The following is a 19,604-nucleotide window of genomic DNA, read 5'->3' as shown; positions in this document are numbered from 1 at the left end:
TTCCCTTCAAGGACTGGCCACTTGCTGTGTTGATGAAAGTCAGCCTCTAAGTGACTGCCCTATTCTAGATAGCTTCTTCACTAAGAAGGAAAGAAAATGAAAAAGAATATCCTCTTTCTATGCACTGGTAATTCTTGTCGTTCCCAAATGGCCGAAGGCTGGGGCAAGGCCTTAAAAGGCGACAAGTATAACTTCTATTCGGCCGGAACAAAGAAGCATGGCCTTAACCCTTATGCCGTTACAGTCATGAAAGAAGCCGGTGTCGATATTTCAAATAATGAATCAAATACGACGGACGAAATTGATGCCCAAATAGATATTGTCATCACAGTTTGTTCTGATGCCAATGAGAATTGTCCCTACTTTCCAGATGGCAAGATCATTCACATCGGATTTGATGACCCTCCTCGCATCACAAAAGACCTTAATGACGAAGAAGAAATTCTTCAAGTCTATCGCCGTGTGAGAGATGAAATAAAAGAGATGATTATTAATTTAGAAGAGAGATTATAAGATGGGATTTTTTGAACGCTATTTAAGTCTTTGGGTCACAATCTGTATTGTAGCTGGAATCTTTTTAGGCAAGGCTCTTGGAACATCAATCACTGTTTTAAGTGAGATGAATATAGCAACGGTTAATATCCCTGTTGCAATTCTTGTGTGGCTTATGATTTTTCCGATGATGGTACAAATCGACTTTAATTCCATCGCAGATGTTGGAAAGAACCCAAAAGGTCTAAGCCTAACTCTTATCATCAATTGGCTTATTAAGCCTTTTACCATGGCCTTCTTTGCTTGGTTATTCTTCTCAAAGATTTACGCTGCCTACTTAAGTCCAGAGCTCGCACAAGAATATATCGCAGGCGCCATTCTTTTAGGAGCGGCACCTTGTACGGCGATGGTCTTTGTTTGGTCATATCTTACAAAGGGTGATCCGGAGTACACACTTGTTCAAGTGGCCATCAATGACTTAATTCTCCTTGTGGCCTTCATCCCTATTGTTCAGTTCTTACTAGGCGTAACAAGTATTTCGATCCCATACGACACTCTTATAAGCTCCGTTGTCATCTTTGTGGTGATCCCACTTATTGCAGGCTATATCGCAAATAAAGTCTTAATTAAAAAATTTGGAATGAAATGGTTTAGTGAAGTCTTTATGGCAAGACTAAAGCCAATTTCAATCGTGGCCCTTCTTACAACTCTTGTTCTTCTCTTTGCCTTCCAAGGGGAGAAGATTTTAGCTAATCCACTACATATCCTACTAATAGCAATTCCTCTTACAATACAAACTTACTTCATCTTCTTTGTTAGCTGGGGAATTGGTCGCAAGATGTGCTTACCACATAATATTTTATCACCTGGTTCAATGATTGGCGCCAGTAACTTCTTTGAGCTTGCCGTGGCCGTTGCCATTGCTCTTTTTGGTCTTAACTCAGGTGCGGCCCTAACAACGGTGGTGGGTGTTCTTATTGAAGTTCCTGTCATGCTAAGTCTTGTTAAAATTGCAAATAAGTGGAGATACTAATGAAATATTTAGAAGGCGAAAAATTCAATTTAAAAACGCAACAGACAAAGCCATCAGAGCATAGGCCAAGAATTCTTATGCTCTACGGATCATTAAGAGAGCGCTCATACTCAAGACTTCTTGCTGAAGAAGCTGGCCGTATTCTTGAGTATATGGGAGCAGAAGTTAAGTTCTTCAATCCCGATGGCCTACCGACATATGACTACGATCGTTCTGTGGAGCATCCAAAAGTAAAGGAGCTAAGAGAGCTAAGCCTATGGTCAGAAGGCCAAGTTTGGACATCCCCTGAGCTTCACGGAAATATGTCTGGGCTTCTTAAAACTCAAATTGATTGGATTCCTCTTTCAATCGGTGCTGTTCGCCCAACTCAAGGGAGAACGCTTGCAGTTATGCAAGTCAGCGGAGGCTCTCAAAGTTTTAATGCAGTTAATAGCATGCGAGTCCTTGGACGCTGGATGCGCATGATAACAATTCCAAATCAATCTTCAGTGGCCAAGGCCTATCAAGAATTTGAAGAAGACGGTTCAATGAAGGAGTCAAGTTTTCGCGACCGTGTCGTCGATGTGATGGAAGAGCTTATGCGCTTTACCTACCTAACACGTGATCATGCAGAATTCTTGGTTGATCGCTATAGTGAACGTAAGGAGTAAAACTTACGTTCCCCCCTGTTAGTTTTCATTTAACTTAGCACTTCCTACAAGCTTTCCATCGTCATAGTAATTAGCATTCTTCATTCCATACTTTGTCACAAAGTGAAGAAAAGAATTGTCGACAATTTTCACAACGAATGACCCATCTTCACCTTGTAGGAAGTTTCGATTTCCACCAGTTCCACGTGAGTGAGAGTAATTCTTTCCGTTCTCGTCATATAAGAGAATTTCCGACTGCCCATCTGTCCCCTTCCCATCATCAGAGGCAAAGTAATCGACATTTAATACCAAGCGATGCTTTTGTCCTTTATACTTACCGTCAAAGAAGTGGATGACACCTGAATACGATCCATTAAGCTTATTAAACTCTTTTGCATCATTAATGACTTTTGATTTTGCCAAGAAAACTACAGGCTCCTTTACAGGAGGGAAACTTAAGAATCGCTTATTCTCATTAACCTTTCGCTTTTCTTCTCTATTCTGAGTTTGTCTCTCTTGTCGCTTCTTCCAACGAGATTCGACATCCTCATCACTTTGTACTTTTTTCGCAAGCTTCTCTTTTATCGAATTACGAGCAATGAAGTCAGACGGATCTTTCATAATCTCATTTACTTCGTCTTTATCTACTTTTATTTTTTCAAGTCCTAGTGCCGCAAGAAATAAAGTAAAAGCCTGCGCTAAGGCTTCATCCCCTGCTTTATCAATAACAGGAATTTCTTTGACCACTTCAACTTTCTTTTCTTTGATGACTTCGACTTCTTTAATTTGGATTTCAGAATTTGGTGTTTGAGATTTTCCAATAAAAAAACCAACCGTAAGGCTGGCGATGACAGCAATAATTAATGTGTACTTCACTTAATCTTCCTTAATTAAATTAGTTCAGTATGTGGAGTGTTTCCTCTGTTCCATAAGTGCAGTTCTCACAAGTCACCTCTTCATGGATATAGAGGTTGTCGTGATCGGCCAAATGAGTAACAGTGAACTTGGCCCCGCATTTCGGGCAACACTCAATCTGTTTTTTGACGTCCTCAATCTCACCAAAATACCTGATGAAATTTTCGACTCTTAGGGATCTTTCCTTCATATCAAGCTCCTCGTCATATTCTATTTTACCTTATTTAGAAAAAATAAGCTTATTAAATGAGGTTATTTCCAAGAAATCAGTAACTTACGTTCATAAAGAACCTATACAAATACTGTATAGCCTTATAATTACTACGGAGTTCGTTTGCCAAAAGTCCTTGAACACGTTAAAACGTGCTATTATTAATGAAACCAAGGGTTGGACCACACCTACCTCTGTATAAGGAACAAAAGGACTCACATGAAAAATATTGAAGCACTTAGAAATAGCCGCGAAGATATCCTTAATTGCCAAATCAAAGATGAAACAGGTTTAAATGACTTTCAAAAGACAGCTAATGAAGTTCATATCGCCATTCCAAAAGTTGGTATTGAAAGATTTCGCATCCCTTTAAATTTTGAACACAGAGACGGAACTGTTAGATCAACAGATGCACAAGCTTCTATGTTCGTATTCTTAGAAGCACACAAGACAGGTGCAAATATGTCTCGCTTCTGTAATATCCTTCAAGCCGAAGGACTAGAAAAGAATGTTAACAATCAATTCTTTGCAACAGTACTAAGAAGATACCGTACGGATCTTCGTGACTACGATACTGAGCCACTAATTCCACAGGCCCACCTAACTCTAGACTTTAACTACCCTGTTAAACAACAGTCACTAAAGTCAGGAAACTGGGGATGGCAATACTATAAAGTATCAATGGAAGGTGTTGAAGGACGCGATGGTATTCCTCTAATCAACCTAACAATGGAATATGAATACTCATCAACTTGTCCATGTTCACTTTCAATGTCGAAGCAGTACGAAGAACAGTATAGAAATGGAGAGACAACTGAAGGAAGTGGTATTGCTTCTGCTCACTCTCAAAGATCTGTTGCAACAATCACTGCAACTTATAAGGCAGAGTCTAATTTCCATCTTGAAGATCTAGTTGATCTTATGAGAATTGCTCTTCCAACAGAAACTCAATCTCTAGTTAAGAGACTTGATGAGCAGGCATTCGCTATTCTTAATGGTGATAACCCAATGTTCGTTGAGCACTCAACAAGACGTATCTCAGAGGTTTTAAACTCTGCTGAAGAGATTCTAGACTGGCAAGCTAAGGTTGAGCACTTAGAAAGTCTTCACAGCCACAATGCTGTTGGATACATCAGAAAAGAAAATCCAAAAATTTAATCAAGTATAAAGGCCTCTTATTTAGAGGCCTTGTTGTTTAAAAAAAATTAAACTTTTTTTAAAAATAGTATTGACAAGTGAGAGTGAAATCCTTATTCTAACTCCACTTCAAATCGGAGGGCGATTAGCTCAGCTGGGAGAGCGCTACCCTTACAAGGTAGATGTCGGCAGTTCGATCCTGTCATCGCCCACCACTTTTTTTGTGGTACACATTCAAAAGAAAAAATCGGAACTCTAAAGAGTTCTTTTTTTTTGTCCAAAATCTACCTTCTTTAAAATCAACTTCGTTAAAATTATTTCTTCAATATTACTCTGTATTAGTAAGACTTTTATCAATTTAGACTCTCAATACAATCCATTTGTCTTGTTTCCAACTAATTTGTCCTGAAGAACTTGTCACAATTGGACAATGTCGAACGAATTAGCACTCAAACAGAGAAAAAATTTACGGCCTATTTCAACTAGATTAATTTTTCCTCATCAAAACAACTAAAAAATATAGAAATTGATAAATCAATTTTTGATAACAAAACAAACCGGAGGAATTTATGAAAAAAATTATCGCACTTGCTGCTGCACTACTAAGCGTTTCATCTTTTGCACTATCTGCAAATGATTCTTGGGATACAATCAGAGCTGAAGTTAAAGCTAATCACAAGCTTCAAATCACTTCTGGTTACTCTGTATTCGTTGGACGTATCGTTTCAGCATTTGATGTATGTGTTGAAGGTGAAAACTTTGTAACTCTTAGCCAATACCCAATCTACGAAAGAAAGTGGATCGGTGGAAGCCGTGATGGTGACAGATACGAAGATATCGTTGTTGGTTACGAAACACTAACTTTCCCAATCTCAAGAGAAGTAACAAGAAAAGTTTGTCACGGTAAAGAAGACAGAAACTGTAAAACAGTAACAGAAATGGAAACTCAACCAGTTGTTAGAGATATCACAGTTTCAGAAGTTACTCGTCGTGGTGGACGTGATCACGATGACAAAGTTGAAGTACTTTTCGCTAAGTCATTCGAAATCCCAGCTTGTAACTAATATCAAGTACATATAAAAGTTGAGGCCGAGTTTATGCTCGGCCTTTTCTTTTTCTACTGTCATCTTTACCTCGATGACAGCTAAAATCCTCCACTCTACTGCCGTTGTCACAGAAAAAATAAATATCCTTTGTGTTTTTTAGACATCTTCTTTCGTCAAAAATATAAACTCTACATCAAAACAACTTAATTAAATAAAGGCTTCAAACTAAAACTGAATGTCTAATAAACCGGAGGAATTTATGAAAAAAATTATCGCACTTGCTGCTGCACTACTAAGCGTTTCATCTTTTGCACTATCTGCAAACGACTCATGGGACACAATCAAAGCTGAAGTTGCTGCTGATTACGATCTATCACTTTCTGGAACAACTGTATTTGTTGGTCGTCCAGTTAGCTCATTTGACGTATGTCTAGATGGTGACCAATTTGTTACTACTAGAGAATTCCCAATCTACGAAATCGTTAAAGTTGGAAAGACTCACCCAGAAGCTGACGAAGATGGATATGCATCAGTAATCGTTGGTTACGAAATCCTTTCTTTCCCAACTACTTATACTTCATACAAGCAAGTATGTAACAGCCAAGACAAAAACTGTAAAAGAGTTGCTTACACAGTTAACCAAGACCTTACTAAGAACGTATCTGTAAAAGAAGTTGTTAGAAGAAACGTTGGTTCAAACGATCGTACAATCGAAAGAACTCTTTTCAAGAAAGAATACGTAATCCCAGCTTGTAACTAATAAATTCAATAGCTTAAGTATTTCCCTAAGGTACTTAAGCTATACTTTTTATAGTATGAGTAGATAACGGCATCTACTCATGCTATTCAAGCCATCTATGGATAAAATGAACACTCCCCAACTATCTCAAACACCCCTCGGGCCGATTGAGCAAGTAAGCTTAGACCTAGCAAAAAAGCTAGATGAGTATAAGAGCGTAAAAATTGGGGTAAGACTTTTATCTGAGAAAACAGGAGTTAGTGAAAGAACACTTTATCGAATCCTGGCCAAAGAGAATAAGCCTACATATCAAACACTTTATAAAATCTATCGAGTCATTTTTAATACAAGTAACGAGTCTCTACTCCTAGAACTTGTCCCAGAAGTCATTCGAAATGAAATAAAGAAGTGCAATCCAAATAAGATCTCAGAAAAGATACAATATCATCAAGATATCGAAACTCAGATGAGCTACGATCGTACCTTTGCAGAGATTTACATCCTAGCGGCCTGTGCACCTATAACTAACGAATTAATCCAATATCGTTACGGAATGAGTGGCATGCTAACTGTGGACAAGATGATTGAAATGAAGGCCCTTAGAGTCACGAAAAGTGGTCACTATACCCTTGGAGAGAACCAAGCTAATTTTAGTGCTAAGACCTTAAAACGTCTGGGCCTATCACTTGTTGAAAAATATAGTAAGGTACAAAATGCTGAGTCATATGGTGAAAATATCATCGCCTTTTTTGCTGAAGGTCTAAGTGAAGAAGCCTATGACCGCTGGCTACAAGTAGATGCAAAAGCATTTGAAGAAAAAATTGCAATAGCAAATGAAGACAAATCAAAAGGAACAAAGAGGGCCTTTACCTTTATGGTAACGGACACTTTGAATGAGAAATAAAATGAAGAATAAGATAAAGAAATTAATCGCTATAGTTTCGACTCTTTCAATTTATGCGGGAGTTGGAGGCGTTTCAGGTGGCCCTAAGCCAACTAAAGACGACTTCTCGAAGCTTGGGCCTCAAACTTCTTGGCAGAAGATTCTCGATATAACAAAGAGAAATGAGGATATTAAGCTTGAAGGAATGACTGTATTTGTATCAAGACCTGTAAGTGTTTTTGATACTTGTATAAACGGTGACGAGATTCAAACGACTAGAAAGTTTCCTATCTACAAAACAGTTTACGTCGGGAAAAGTCAGTATGGTGCTGATAAAGATGGTTTTAAAACTGAAATTGTAGGAAACAAATACTTAACATATCCGATTAACTACACAACTCGCGACAAGGTTTGTAATAACCATGGGAAGCGCTGCCGTGAAGTTAAGAAAGATGTATCAACAGAGACAATTAAAAACGTAAAAGTTAAGAAAGTCGTTGTTTATAAGCCAAATAGCGATCGACCAAGAGAGGTCGAACAAGACTATTTCAGAAAGGAATATATCATTCCATACTGCCAATAAAATTCAGATTAAATAAATAAGAGGGCCGCATTAGCGGCCCTTCTTGTTTTATGAGAGATTGATAAACCTCAATGTATTTGTCCATTTGTCATGACAAATCCCATTAAAATGGACAATGTCGAACAAAAACCCCTATCGACTTGCAAAAATTTGTCACCTCATATCAATCAAATTAATTTCATTTCATCAAAACAACTTAAAAAATATTGAAATTGATAAATCAATTTTTTGATAACAAACAATTTGGAGGAAATTATGAAAAAAATTATCGCACTTGCTGCTGCACTACTAAGCGTTTCATCTTTTGCACTATCTGCAAACGATTCATGGGATACAATCAGAGCTGAAGTTAAAGCTAACCCAAGCCTAGAAATCTCTTCAGGATACTCAGTATTTGTTGGTCGTATCGTTACTGCATTTGACGTATGTGTTGATGGTGACAACTTCAATACTCTAGGTCAATACCCAATCTACGAAAGAAAGTGGATCGGAGGAAGCAAAGAAGGTGACAGATACGAAGATATCGTAGTTGGTTATGAGTACCTAACATTCCCAATCTCAAGAGAAGTAACAAGAAAAATCTGTTTTGGTAAAGAAGACAGAAACTGTAGAACAGTAACAAAAATGGAAACTCAACCAGTTGTTAGAGACATCACTGTTTCAAAGATCACTCGTGTTGCTGGTCGTGACAAAGATGACAAAAAAGTTGAGCTTTTCGCAAAAACTTTCGAAATCCCAGCTTGTAACTAATTATAAGCTAGGGCCTAGGTAAGCGCCTTTCCCTAAGGGGCGCTTGCTTTAATAAACGAATGGCCGAGGCACTGCTTCGGCCTTTGTAATTTTTACTGCTTAAATGAATAAAATTATGAAAAGTGGTAAGATCGCCAAAACTACTGAGGCACAATGAGAGAAGAAAACTCCAATATAATCAATGAGTTGCAAGAGAAGGCCATCCCTTCACTAGGGCTCAAGGAGCAAGTTGCTCTAGATTTAAGATCACATCTAAAGCAATTTAGAAGTGAATCTATTGGTCTTCGTAAGCTTTCAGAAAAGTCCGGTATTCACCAAAGAACGCTAAAGCGTCTATTAGCTCAAGAAAATAGGCCAGGTTATCAAACTCTTGTAAGACTATATACTTGCTTAATTGATAGCCCAAATGGTGGCCTCCTTTTAAAGAACCTTCCTGAAAAAGTAGCAAGTGAAATTCAAAAGAAATCTCCTGTTTCAACAGCTGGAAATCTTGAATATAGCGAAGAAGCTAATAAGGAAATGTTCTACGATAAGGTTTTTGCAGAGATTTACTGTCTTGCTTCAATGTCCCCTATTACGAATGAATATATTCAGTATCGTTATGGAATGAGTGGAGCGGAAACTGCTGATCGCATGCTAGATCTTGGCGTACTTAAGCTAACTAAGACAAATATGTACACAACTGGTGACAAGCAAATTGAGTTTTCTCCAAAACTTGTCAAAAGACTTGGACTTAACTTAGTTGAAAAATATGTAAAAACTCAAGATGTTGATCTGGCCGAAAAAAACCTAATTGCATTCTATGCAGAAGGACTTAGTCCAAAAGGCTATCGAGCATGGCTTAAAATTGACCAAGAAGCATTTTACAAAAAGATTGAAGTAACTAAAAAAGAAGGCATGTTAGGTGATATTAAAACATTCACATTCATGGCCACTGACACAATGAGAAAGGAATAAGGTTTTATAATGAAATCAATAATTGCAATTTTATTTCTTGGATTTGCATTAAACACAATCGCAGGAACAGGTGGGATTAGTGCATTAACGAGAAATAATGGTGGCGTTGATGCCGGTACTGGTGGAATTGTCGGTGGTGTCGATGATCTCACAGAATTAAAGCAGTACGACTGGAAGACGATTAGAAAGTATGTGAAGAAGAACTACGATCTTAATCTATATGGCGATATTGCCTTTGTTGGAAGAAATATTTCTGTATTTGATGTCTGTATTAATAATGACAAGATCCAATCAATTTCTGAATATCCAGTATATAAAAGAGTTTGGCTTGGGGGAAGTAAAGAGAGTGAACGTTACAAGGATATTATCGTTGGTTCAGAAATCCTTTCTTATCCTCTTGAAGTAGAAAAAGAAGAAAAGGTTTGCTACGGAAGAAAGGATAGAAATTGTCGAATGGTGAAAACAGTATATCGACAAAATCCAACTCCGGAGATCGCACTTAAAAAAGAAGTTAGCCGCAACGGAAGACGTGGTGGCAGAGAATACAAAGAGATATTCACAAAAAAATATGATATCCCTTATTGTCGATAGTGTGTGTTAAGCCTAGGCCCTTGCGCCTAGGCTTTTTTCTTTCGTTAAAATCTCGACCTTAATCTGTCCATTAGAAATTTTAAATCGAAGCCCTTTTTTAAACTTCCCTTTTACATTGTCTCTTAATAGTTCTTTCGTTAACTCAGTATCACAACGTAATTCACCACGAGCAGCAATAGCGATGGCCTCTTCAGATGTTAAATTGATATTAACCTCGTCAATCTTTGAAAAAACAAATGGTAGAGATTCGAGATAGTTCGAAACATTAAATAGGATATTCTCATCGCGAATAAGAATGAGAGCATCATCTTCAGCATGAAGATTTGCATCAAACTCAACACGAGATAGAGCGACTTCTAATTTATTTAAAAGAGTCCCCGCTTCGACCTGTCTTTCCACATAGGCCAATTCATCAACAGCAGGTTGAACGTTATGCTTTAATGTATCTAATTGCTTTTGCTCATTAATTTGCTTCGTTTTTAGATCTCTTGCTTGATTTCTTAGTATATCAATAGAGCTAACGATTGACTTAGACTTCTCTAACTCTTCATTATAACTAATTTCAAGCTGACTACACTCATTCTTTAAGCTAGAGATTTCAAGAGATAGGCCAGAAAGGATATGGCGACTTTCTCTATTTGCATCTTTCATACTAGAGATCTCTTGCGCTAATTCATCCTTTCTAAGAAGTAGCTCACCTTTTAATTTCGTCGAATTATTAATTCCTGTCTTAAGAAGTTCTTTTTCTGAAAGAACTCCGTTTAATTCAGTTTCAACAGAGCTTAATAGATTCTTTGCTTCAGAAAGTTTATTCTGGCGAGTTAGATGCTCTTTAGAAACGAGCTCCTTTTCAGCAAGTTCAACTTGTAAGAGTTCTAGCTTCTCTTTATGAGTTTCTTCAACTGCCTTTAACTCACTAACACTTTGCTCGATTTCATTATTTAACTTAACAATATCGGCCTTAGCAATTCTAGTGTCGTTTTCTAATTTCTTTGCTTCTTCATTGAGTTGAACTTTACGAAGAATATTGGCCTCTAAATTTGCTTCACTTTCATTGATTTCTTTTTCAAGGTCAGCAAGTGAGACTCTAAGAGAATAACAATCATTCTCAACCTTAGTAAGCTCTTCATTACTGACGATTTGTTGATTATTTAGATCCTTATGTTGTTCTAGTAAGCTTAAACGAGAGCTTTCTAATCTCTCAAGGACCTCTCCCTGATTAATAATTGAATCTTCTAACTGTAGAATTGTCTTTTCATCACTTTCTATCATCGCTTCAATTGAAGAAATTTCAGATTGAAGCTTATTAGACTTTTCTTGTCTTTGTGATACCTCAAGATTTAAAGAAGTTAGCTCGTCGTCAAGTTCCCTCTTTCTAGAAAGAGTTTCTGTATAAAGTTTTGATTCAGATTCAATCCCCTCATTCAATTCACTCAGCTCAACCTTCATGCTTTCAACAGAAGAAACCTTTTTATTAGCAAGTCTTTCAAATCTCTTGCGAAGAGAAGTTATGCTCTTAAGCTCATCTGACTTACGTAGAACTTTATCTTTGAGATTAAGGGTTTTTGAATCCATTTCCTTAATTTTAATGAGGGCCTCATCATAAGAAACCTGGTTAGTATTGATTTCAAAATCGAGTGCCTTAATTTGACTTTCAAATGTTGAAATTTTTGCATCTAAAGATTCGATCATACGAACAGTCTTATTCAATTTATCACATAGACTCTCTGAAATATTGTTAAGACGTTGATTCTCTTTAGCCAGTTCTTCAATCTCAAGACCTTTGACTTCAATACGATTGTCACCAATTTGAATACGTCCCTTTAGACTTCCAATCTTTACAAGTAACTCATTATTAGTATCACTTAAAGCATTTTCATCGTCTGCTAATTGCTTGATTAAGTTATTTTGAGACTCACAATCAGAATTTAATAATTCATAAGCAGCTTGCGACTTTTCAATTTTATTATTTAGTAATTCAATACTCTTTTTTAGGTTTTCAGCTTGATCTTGAAGGGCCTGCTTTTGGTACTCAACATTCTTTTGCTCTAGTCCTAGATTAATTAGAGTTTGCCTTGCTTCGACATCACGGCCTTTTAAATCTTGTATTTCAAGTCGAATTTCGCTTATGCGACTACTTCCCTCTTCAATTTGATTTTGTAGAGAAGATATTTTTGTCTCACGATTTTCGTTATTTAAGATCGCCTTATGCTTCTTTGTTAGAAGTTCTTCAACACTTGAATCGAGTCGATCAACTTCACTTTGATAGTCTTGTACACTTTTTTCGAGTGTAAGAGATTGAGCGAAGACAATATCATGCTCTTTCTTAGTTTTCTTATATTCTCTATCGAGACGATCAATCTCAATAAGTGAAATGCTCTCAGTCTCTTTTAGTTCACTGATTTGTTTTTCTAATTTCTCAGACTTAATAGTGTTTTCTTCAATCTTATCTTTAAAATTTTGAGACTCTACTTTCAGAAGTTGAATATCTTGTAATAGCTCCTGCTTTTTCTTTTCTCTTGAAGAGATCTCAGATTCAAGTCCTGATACAATTTCAAGCTCACTCATCTCTTGTGAACGTAGTGATTCTGACTCTCTTTCTAGCTTCTTAATTGATGTTTCAACGGCAATAATATCTTGATTTAGCTTGGCCTGTTTTGAAGCAACAACCTTTAAATCTAAAAGTTGTAACTCGAGGTCCTTTTCTAAATTCAGTTTTTCACTTCTTACATCTTGAACCTTTAACGTTAGATTTTCTAACTTTTTATTTTCACTATGCTTTTTTTCGACAACTTCTTGTGTTTTTTCAATAAGCTTAGAAATTTCAGCATCTAACTTAAGTCGTTCATTTTCAAGTTCGACGATATTTGCATCACATTTTCTAATCGTATTATTATCTTCTTCAATTACTAATCTTAACTTAGCGATTCTCTTTTTAGTTTCTTCTATTTCTACTTTTAAGTGAGAACGTGTATCTAAATCAAATGCCTTATCCCCATTTAAAACAGAAGCCTTATTCTTAAGTGAGAGTTCCTCACCTTTTAAATTACCAAGCTCAACTCTGATGCGACCTAATTCATCTAAGTTTGAACGATGTGAATTGTTAATCTCTTCAACTTGTTTTTTCAGCTGGACAATAGAGCTTATAACTAATTGCTTTTCTTCTAACAATTCCTTTAGGTGTCCCTCTTGTTCACTATTTAGCTGCTGAATCTTTTCGATTCTCTTTTCAAGAATTTCCTTATCTGCATGCTCATCAGTTAGAGTGCTTTGTAGTCTCTTCAACTCAACTTCTGTTTTTTGAAGCTTAATCTTTTGTAGCTCAACTTCTTTTCTTAGAGATTTATTTATCTCTTCGTACTCTCCAATTAGTTTTCTTTCATCACTAATTTTCAGATCTAAGTTGGCCTGAGTCGCTTCAATGTCGACGATAGAGTTTGTTTCAGATAGGTTCTTTTTTGTTTTACTTTTAAATAGATTCATAAGGTCCTCACTAACCTCTATTTTCTCATTAAAAGCCTTTAAAATAAGCATGTGGCAACTTTTGCGTTGACGCAGACCTAAGTAAAAATATCCCTCGAATAATCAATAATTTTGGAGCGATTTCTGACAATAATGAACAAGTATACTTCTTGTCTTAGCTCATTTATGGGTGCATATTGGTAGCATGATTTTCTTACTATACTTACTTGTTGGTGCATTCGTTGGGACACTCTCTGGCCTTTTTGGTATCGGAGGAGGAGTTGTCATTGTTCCAACTCTATTATTCTTATTTCAAAAACAAGGATTCTCACCAGATATTAGAATGTATATGGCCCTAGGGACTTCCCTTGCAACAATTGTTATTACCGCAAGCGCTTCAACTCTAAGGCATTACAACATGGGAAATCTTCTCTTTGATATAACAAAGAGATTCTTAATCCCAATGATTATTGGAATAAGTGCTGGTGCCTACCTCGTTAATATTGTTGAGGCACAAACTCTCGAGTTTATCTTTATTTGTTATCTCTATCTCGTCTCTTTAAAGATGATTTTCTACAAATCTAAGGTCGAAGAACCAAAAGATACTTCTACCCTATTATTTAATTTCACAGGTTTTATCATTGGCCTAAAGTCATCAATTCTTGGGATTGGCGGGGGAACTATTAGTGTTCCTTTTCTAACTTGGCGTGGTTATCAGATGAAGAATGCAGTGGCCATTTCTGCTTCTCTAGGAATACCAATCGCACTTTTTAGTAGTTCATTCTATGTTTATAATGGCCTAGGCAAGGCCACGCCAGAGTATTCGCTTGGATATATCTATCTACCGGCCTTCTTTGGAATTTCTATCGCAAGTTTCTTTTTTACAAAACTTGGTGCAAGAATTTCAAGCGTTGCCAATCAAGCTATACTTAAGAAGCTTTTTGCTCTGCTATTAATTGGGATAGCAGTAAAGAAGACACTTACATACTTAGGGCATTAAACGTTTAAACTCTTATTTATGACTTGTTTTAGGCTGATAAAAGATTCCGTCGACTGAATCTCTTTAATCATTTGAATTTTTCCAATTAGAAACTCGTGAAAATGATTAATATCCTTAACGATGATTTTCACAATAAGAGCGTAGTCACCAGTTGTATAATAAGCTTCAACGATCTCATCCATCTTCTCGAGCTTATCGATAACTTTGTGAATATCACGAGCATTTACAAGGTGAAGTCCCAAGAGAACCACAACATTATGGCCAAGCTTTGTGTAGTCTACCTTAATGGTACTTCCAACAATAACTCCGGCCTCTCTTAGTTTTTCAACTCGCTGATGGATTGTTCCACCGGAAACCCCTATTTTTCTGGCCATCTCAAGAAATGGCATACGGGCATCCTTTTCCATAAGCTTGATGATCTTCTTATCAATACTATCAATTTCGTAGTTATCGGCCACATCACACCCCTTAAATTATTAATCTGTTACCATTTTAGGCTATTTATTAAATAACTCATAGTTTTACGTGTTCAATATTGAGAAATTATCAAAAAAAGCCGAATATTACTAAAAATATGGAGGTTTTCATGTGTGGATTTAGTGTTTTTACCGGAAAAGTTGAAGAAAAAGAGTTTGAAGAGAAGTTTGATCTTATCTCTCATCGCGGGCCAGATCAAAGGGCCATCCATCAATTAGCGCAAGGAACGATGGGCTTTCACCGCCTGGCCATCATGGATCTAAGTGAAGCCGGCTCTCAACCTTTTATCTCAAAGTCTCAAACTCACCTAGTCTGCAACGGCGAAATCTACAACCACCGTATTTTAAAAACTGATTATATTGATCGCTATGAGTTTAAATCAGATTCAGATTGTGAAGTTATGATTCCAATCTTTGAAGAGTATGGTATCGAAAAACTTCTCATGTCTCTTGATGGTGAATTTGCTTTTGTTATTGAACGCGAAGGCAAATACTACGCCGGACGAGATCCAATTGGTATTCGTCCCCTCTTCTATGGATATGGACTTGAAGATGGAAAGATTGCCTTTGCCAGCGAAGTAAAGGCCCTACAAGGTCTGTGTAAAGATATCGAACCATTTCCACCAGGGCACTACTATGCCGATGGCGAATTTACTCCATACTTCGATGTTCGAAAAATTAAGTCTCGTGTAAAAGAAGATTTAGATGCCGTTTACCAAGGTATCCACGATCACTTAGTTGAAGGAGTAAGAAAGCGCCTTGATGCTGATGCACCAGTAGGCTTTCTTCTTTCAGGTGGACTTGATTCATCACTTGTTTGTGCCATCGCGGCCAAGCTCAGTGATCGTCCTATCATAACATTTGCCGTTGGAATTGACACAAATCCAATTGACTTAAAATATGCACGAATTGTTGCTGACTACCTCGGTAGTGAACACCATGAAGTCATCTTTACGAAAGAAGAAGCATTTGAGCACCTTGGAGAACTTGTTCACAAGCTTGAAACGTGGGATATCACGACAATTCGAGCTTCAATGGGGATGTCACTTGTGTGTAAGTACATTCGTGAAAAAACCGATGTAAAGGTTGTCCTTACAGGAGAAGTTAGTGATGAGCTCTTTGGCTATAAGTACACTGACTTTGCCCCTAGTCCTCTTGAGTTTCAAAAGGAAGCACAAAAACGTGTTCACGAATTATATCTCTATGATGTTCTAAGAGCGGATCGCTCAATAAGCTCCCACTCACTTGAAGCGCGTGTGCCTTTTAGTGATAAGGCCTTTATCGAGTATGTCATGGGAATTGCACCAGAGCTTAAAATGAATTGGTCAGGAGAAGGAAAATACCTTCTTAGAAAAGCTTTTGATCATAGTGGTTATCTTCCCGATGAAATTCTATGGCGTGAAAAAGCGGCCTTCTCAGACGCTGTTGGGCACGATATGGTTGATTGGCTTAAGGCACTTGCAGAAGAGAAATATAGCGAAGAAGAGCTATCTAAAGCGAGTGAAAAATATCCGTATGCGACTCCATTTACGAAAGAGTCTCTTATGTATCGTGATCTTTTTGAAGGACACTTTCCAGGGCTCAGCGGTCTTATTACTGATTTTTGGATGCCTAATAAGGAATGGGAGAACTGTCAGGTGGATGATCCATCAGCGCGAGTACTACCTAACTACGGCGCATCTGGAGAATAAAAAAACACCTCGAAAGAGGTGTTTTTATTTATTAAGTTTGTCTAAATTAACGCAAATGAGCCTCTTACCTTTTTTTGCCTCACGGCACTCACCACTTACAGACTCCCCCTTTACTTGATAGGCGCAAGCAGAGTTAACGGCCTTGTCGATGCAGGCCTTTAGCCTTGAACGATACCCAAAATTCTTAGGTAAGCTGAATGCATTACTTGTCATTAGCATTAAAGGAATAATTAGAAACTTCTTCGACATATCAACTCCTATTTCCATCTATTATACGCCATAATTTGATAATTTTATAACCTCTTGAAATAAAAAAGGCCCCGCATATGCAGGGCCTGATTTAACAAGTATTAATTTTTTAATAGGAGGCAAGCAGCTTAGTTAGCTACTTCCATCCCTTTCCCAGAGTCAATAACCTTCAGCCCTACATGCTGCATGAACTTTTCTGGCTCTGTTAAATTTAGAGCTAGTTTCAGTACATCTTCAACATGTGAAACAGGGTGAATTGATAGTCCTTGCTTGATTTCCGGTGGGATCTCAAGAAGGTCTTTTCTATTCTTTTCAGGAATAACTACAGTTTTTACTCCCGCTTGCTTAGCTGCTAGCATTTTCTCTTTTAGGCCACCGATTGGAAGAACACGTCCTCTAATTGTCACCTCACCTGTCATCGCAACATCTTGCCTTACAGGGATTCCAGAGATTGCTGAAGTAATCGCTGTAACCATTGTGATCCCTGCTGATGGGCCATCTTTTGGAGTTGCCCCTTCAGGTGCATGAATATGGATATCATGCTTCTCAAACCACTCTTGATCAATTCCAAGACGGCCAGCGATTGAGCGAACATAGCTCATTGCTGCTTTAGCAGATTCAGTCATTACCTCACCTAGCTTACCAGTGATTTGAATACCACCCTTACCAGGAACTGCGATAACTTCGATATGTAGAAGACAACCACCAACTGAAGTATATGCTAGACCATTTACTAATCCTACTTCTGGTTGTTCCTCAATTACATTATCATCAAACTTCACTGGACCAAGATACTTCTGAACTTGTTTTGAAGAGATTGAGAACTTCTTACCTTTCTCAACATTCTTAGTCACAACATCAGTAGCAATCTTTCTAGCGATCGTATTAAACTGTCTTTCAAGTCCACGAACACCAGCTTCTTTCGTATAACCACGAACAACTTCCATGATTGTATTATCAGAGATTGAGTATTCGTAATCGTTTAGTCCATTGTCTTTCCATGCACGTGGTGCAAGGTACTTCTTAGCGATCTGAGTTTTTTCGATTGGAGTGTAACCTGCAAGGTTAATGATCTCCATTCTATCTCTAAGTGGCCCAGGAATTTGTCCCAGGTCGTTTGCAGTCATAACAAACATTACTTTTGATAGATCGTACTCAACTTCAATATAGTGATCACCGAAGTTCTTATTTTGAGCTGGGTCTAGTACCTCTAGCATTGCTGCTGCAGGATCCCCTCTCATATCAGATGTCATCTTATCGATTTCATCTAAAAGGATAACTGGATTAGATGTCCCTGCTTTCTTAAGTGCAGTGATGATCTTCCCTGGCATTGCACCTACGTATGTACGACGGTGACCACGGATTTCAGATTCATCTCTTACACCACCAAGAGAAACTCTTTCAAACTTTCTTCCTAGTGATTCAGCAAGTGACTGACAAATTGATGTTTTACCAACACCTGGAGGACCTGCTAGACAAAGGATCGTTCCCTTTCCTTCTGAACCAACAAGACTTCTTACTGCAAGATACTCAAGAATTCTTTCTTTAACATCTTTCATTCCAAAGTGATGATCATCAAGAACTGTTCTTGCATGAGTTACATCATTGTTGTCTTCTGTATACTCTCCCCATGGTAGAGAAAGCATCCAATCAATATAGTTTCTCACAACCGCAGACTCAGCTGACATTGGAGACATTGACTTAAGTTTCTTAATCTCTTTTTGTACTTTAGTAACAGCTTCTTCAGGCATTACTTTCTTAGCTAGACGCTCTTCCATTTCTTGTACTTCAGACTTCTCGTCTTTTTGTCCAAGCTCTTTTTGAATAGCGTTCATTTGCTCATTTAAGTAGTACTCTTTTTGAGATTTTTCCATTTGAGACTTAACGCGAGTTCTGATTCTTCTCTCAACGTTAATGATCTCGATCTCTCCTTGCATTTTTTCAAGAAGAAGTTGAAGACGTGCTTCAATATCTACCGCTTCAAGAATTTCCTGCTTCTCAGGAATCTTCATTGAAAGGTGTGCAACGATAATATCAGCTAATCTTGATGGATCAGTGATTGATGAAATGCTCATAAGTAATTCAGGTGGAATTCTCTTATTAAGCTTAACGTATTGTTCGAATACATTTTTAATCGATCTTACCGTAGCTTCAATTTTTACTTGTTCAGGAACAGCTGGAACACACTTAGTTACTTCTGCCCAGTAACCTTCTGTTCTTGCTTCAAATTCCTCGATTGTAGCTCTGTACTTCCCTTCGATAAGTACTTTTACTGTATTATCTGGAAGACGTAGCATTTGAATAATATTTACAACAGTTCCTACATTGTAAACATCTTCACGATCTGGGTTTAGGATACTCGCATCCTTTTGTGTAACTAGAAAAAGCTCGTTACCATTTTTTGATGCTTCCTCAAGGGCGTTGATTGACTTCTCTCTTCCTACAAATAGTGGAACAACCATGTGTGGAAAAATAATCATGTCTCTTAGCGGAAGTAACGGTAGGCTCTTCGACTCAGTTGACTTCTTGTCTGACATAGCACCTCCTGCACTATTAATACTTGTCAAAAAAATTCTGGGAAAAGGTAAAGATGGGAAGACTTCATGTCTAATCTCTAACCCTTTTATAAATTGTATCAAGAACCTATAAATATTTTGAAACTTTTTTTGGTCGGAATCTTATGCCCCTCAATAAATTCACAGTGCATAGGCCTATATTTACAAGCACTTAAGTTATCCGACTGGAGAAGACTGTTTAGCT

General features: G+C 37.5%; 18 protein-coding genes and 1 tRNA gene. 14 read left to right on the top strand and 5 right to left on the bottom strand.

Going from position 1 to position 19,604, the window contains the following annotated elements; translation table 11 throughout:
• Positions 1 to 96 precede the first annotated feature (96 nt).
• From ABMA79_RS01750 to arsH, 3 genes are read left to right on the top strand one after another with little or no spacing between them, the layout of a single operon-like run.
• Positions 97 to 513, top strand: a complete 417-nt coding sequence (locus ABMA79_RS01750; RefSeq protein WP_393089734.1) for an arsenate reductase ArsC — start codon at positions 97 to 99, stop codon at positions 511 to 513.
• Position 514: 1 nt separating this feature from the next.
• On the top strand, positions 515 to 1,525 hold the full coding sequence (arsB, locus tag ABMA79_RS01745) for an ACR3 family arsenite efflux transporter (RefSeq protein ID WP_393089731.1): 1,011 nt from the start codon (positions 515 to 517) through the stop codon (positions 1,523 to 1,525).
• Complete coding sequence (gene arsH, locus ABMA79_RS01740; RefSeq protein ID WP_393089728.1) at positions 1,525 to 2,175, top strand: arsenical resistance protein ArsH; 651 nt, start codon at positions 1,525 to 1,527, stop codon at positions 2,173 to 2,175. The genes arsB and arsH overlap by 1 nt, the downstream gene beginning before the upstream one ends.
• 18 nt (positions 2,176 to 2,193) lie before the next feature.
• Here the strand turns inward: arsH and ABMA79_RS01735 are convergent, their stop codons facing one another.
• Positions 2,194 to 3,030, bottom strand: coding sequence for a hypothetical protein (locus tag ABMA79_RS01735; RefSeq protein ID WP_393089725.1), 837 nt, complete (start codon positions 3,028 to 3,030; stop codon positions 2,194 to 2,196).
• A 469-nt stretch (positions 3,031 to 3,499) separates the two neighbouring features.
• Here ABMA79_RS01735 and folE2 point away from each other — a divergent pair, with 469 nt between their 5' ends.
• The 9 genes from folE2 (at position 3,500) to ABMA79_RS01690 (ending at position 9,966) form a co-directional block, all read left to right on the top strand.
• Positions 3,500 to 4,438, top strand: coding sequence for a GTP cyclohydrolase FolE2 (folE2, locus tag ABMA79_RS01730; RefSeq protein ID WP_021265930.1), 939 nt, complete (start codon positions 3,500 to 3,502; stop codon positions 4,436 to 4,438).
• Positions 4,439 to 4,556: 118 nt separating this feature from the next.
• Positions 4,557 to 4,632 (top strand) — tRNA-Val (locus ABMA79_RS01725).
• A gap of 354 nt (positions 4,633 to 4,986) precedes the next feature.
• Positions 4,987 to 5,481: a hypothetical protein gene (locus ABMA79_RS01720; protein WP_392856949.1), complete on the top strand. Its 495-nt coding sequence runs from the start codon at positions 4,987 to 4,989 to the stop codon at positions 5,479 to 5,481.
• Between the two features lie 241 nt (positions 5,482 to 5,722).
• Entirely contained in the window at positions 5,723 to 6,223 is a 501-nt protein-coding gene (locus tag ABMA79_RS01715) for a hypothetical protein (protein ID WP_393089722.1), read from the top strand.
• 97 nt (positions 6,224 to 6,320) lie between these two features.
• Positions 6,321 to 7,106, top strand: coding sequence for a helix-turn-helix domain-containing protein (locus tag ABMA79_RS01710; protein ID WP_393089719.1), 786 nt, complete (start codon positions 6,321 to 6,323; stop codon positions 7,104 to 7,106).
• 1 nt (position 7,107) lies between these two features.
• Entirely contained in the window at positions 7,108 to 7,668 is a 561-nt protein-coding gene (locus ABMA79_RS01705) for a hypothetical protein (RefSeq protein ID WP_393089716.1), read from the top strand.
• Positions 7,669 to 7,923: 255 nt separating this feature from the next.
• A complete protein-coding gene (locus ABMA79_RS01700; RefSeq protein ID WP_392856956.1) occupies positions 7,924 to 8,418 on the top strand; it encodes a hypothetical protein in 495 nt (164 codons plus the stop codon).
• Positions 8,419 to 8,571: 153 nt separating this feature from the next.
• Positions 8,572 to 9,375, top strand: coding sequence for a hypothetical protein (locus ABMA79_RS01695; RefSeq protein ID WP_393089713.1), 804 nt, complete (start codon positions 8,572 to 8,574; stop codon positions 9,373 to 9,375).
• A gap of 9 nt (positions 9,376 to 9,384) precedes the next feature.
• Positions 9,385 to 9,966: a hypothetical protein gene (locus ABMA79_RS01690; RefSeq protein WP_392856960.1), complete on the top strand. Its 582-nt coding sequence runs from the start codon at positions 9,385 to 9,387 to the stop codon at positions 9,964 to 9,966.
• A 12-nt stretch (positions 9,967 to 9,978) separates the two neighbouring features.
• On the opposite strand, the gene ABMA79_RS01685 is transcribed toward ABMA79_RS01690, so the two are convergent.
• Positions 9,979 to 13,500, bottom strand: coding sequence for a hypothetical protein (locus ABMA79_RS01685; protein WP_393089710.1), 3,522 nt, complete (start codon positions 13,498 to 13,500; stop codon positions 9,979 to 9,981).
• A 133-nt stretch (positions 13,501 to 13,633) separates the two neighbouring features.
• Between ABMA79_RS01685 and ABMA79_RS01680 the strand changes: the two genes are divergently transcribed.
• On the top strand, positions 13,634 to 14,428 hold the full coding sequence (locus ABMA79_RS01680) for a sulfite exporter TauE/SafE family protein (protein WP_393089708.1): 795 nt from the start codon (positions 13,634 to 13,636) through the stop codon (positions 14,426 to 14,428).
• Here the strand turns inward: ABMA79_RS01680 and ABMA79_RS01675 are convergent.
• A complete protein-coding gene (locus ABMA79_RS01675; protein ID WP_393056466.1) occupies positions 14,425 to 14,886 on the bottom strand; it encodes an Lrp/AsnC ligand binding domain-containing protein in 462 nt (153 codons plus the stop codon). The genes ABMA79_RS01680 and ABMA79_RS01675 overlap by 4 nt on opposite strands.
• Before the next feature lie 128 nt (positions 14,887 to 15,014).
• Here ABMA79_RS01675 and asnB point away from each other — a divergent pair, with 128 nt between their 5' ends.
• Positions 15,015 to 16,595, top strand: a complete 1,581-nt coding sequence (asnB, locus tag ABMA79_RS01670) for an asparagine synthase B (protein WP_393089705.1) — start codon at positions 15,015 to 15,017, stop codon at positions 16,593 to 16,595.
• Between the two features lie 24 nt (positions 16,596 to 16,619).
• On the opposite strand, the gene ABMA79_RS01665 is transcribed toward asnB, so the two are convergent.
• Both ABMA79_RS01665 and lon read right to left on the bottom strand, forming a co-directional pair.
• Complete coding sequence (locus ABMA79_RS01665; RefSeq protein ID WP_393089702.1) at positions 16,620 to 16,844, bottom strand: hypothetical protein; 225 nt, start codon at positions 16,842 to 16,844, stop codon at positions 16,620 to 16,622.
• A gap of 128 nt (positions 16,845 to 16,972) precedes the next feature.
• On the bottom strand, positions 16,973 to 19,381 hold the full coding sequence (lon, locus tag ABMA79_RS01660; protein WP_392856972.1) for an endopeptidase La: 2,409 nt from the start codon (positions 19,379 to 19,381) through the stop codon (positions 16,973 to 16,975).
• Between the last annotated feature and the right edge of the window lie 223 nt (positions 19,382 to 19,604).

It is taken from the genome of Halobacteriovorax sp. HFRX-2_2 (assembly GCF_043196705.1).
GTDB lineage: Bacteria > Bdellovibrionota > Bacteriovoracia > Bacteriovoracales > Bacteriovoracaceae > Halobacteriovorax_A.
Note: the sequence above shows the minus strand (reverse complement) of the source record. Positions and strands in the feature narration are given on the sequence as shown.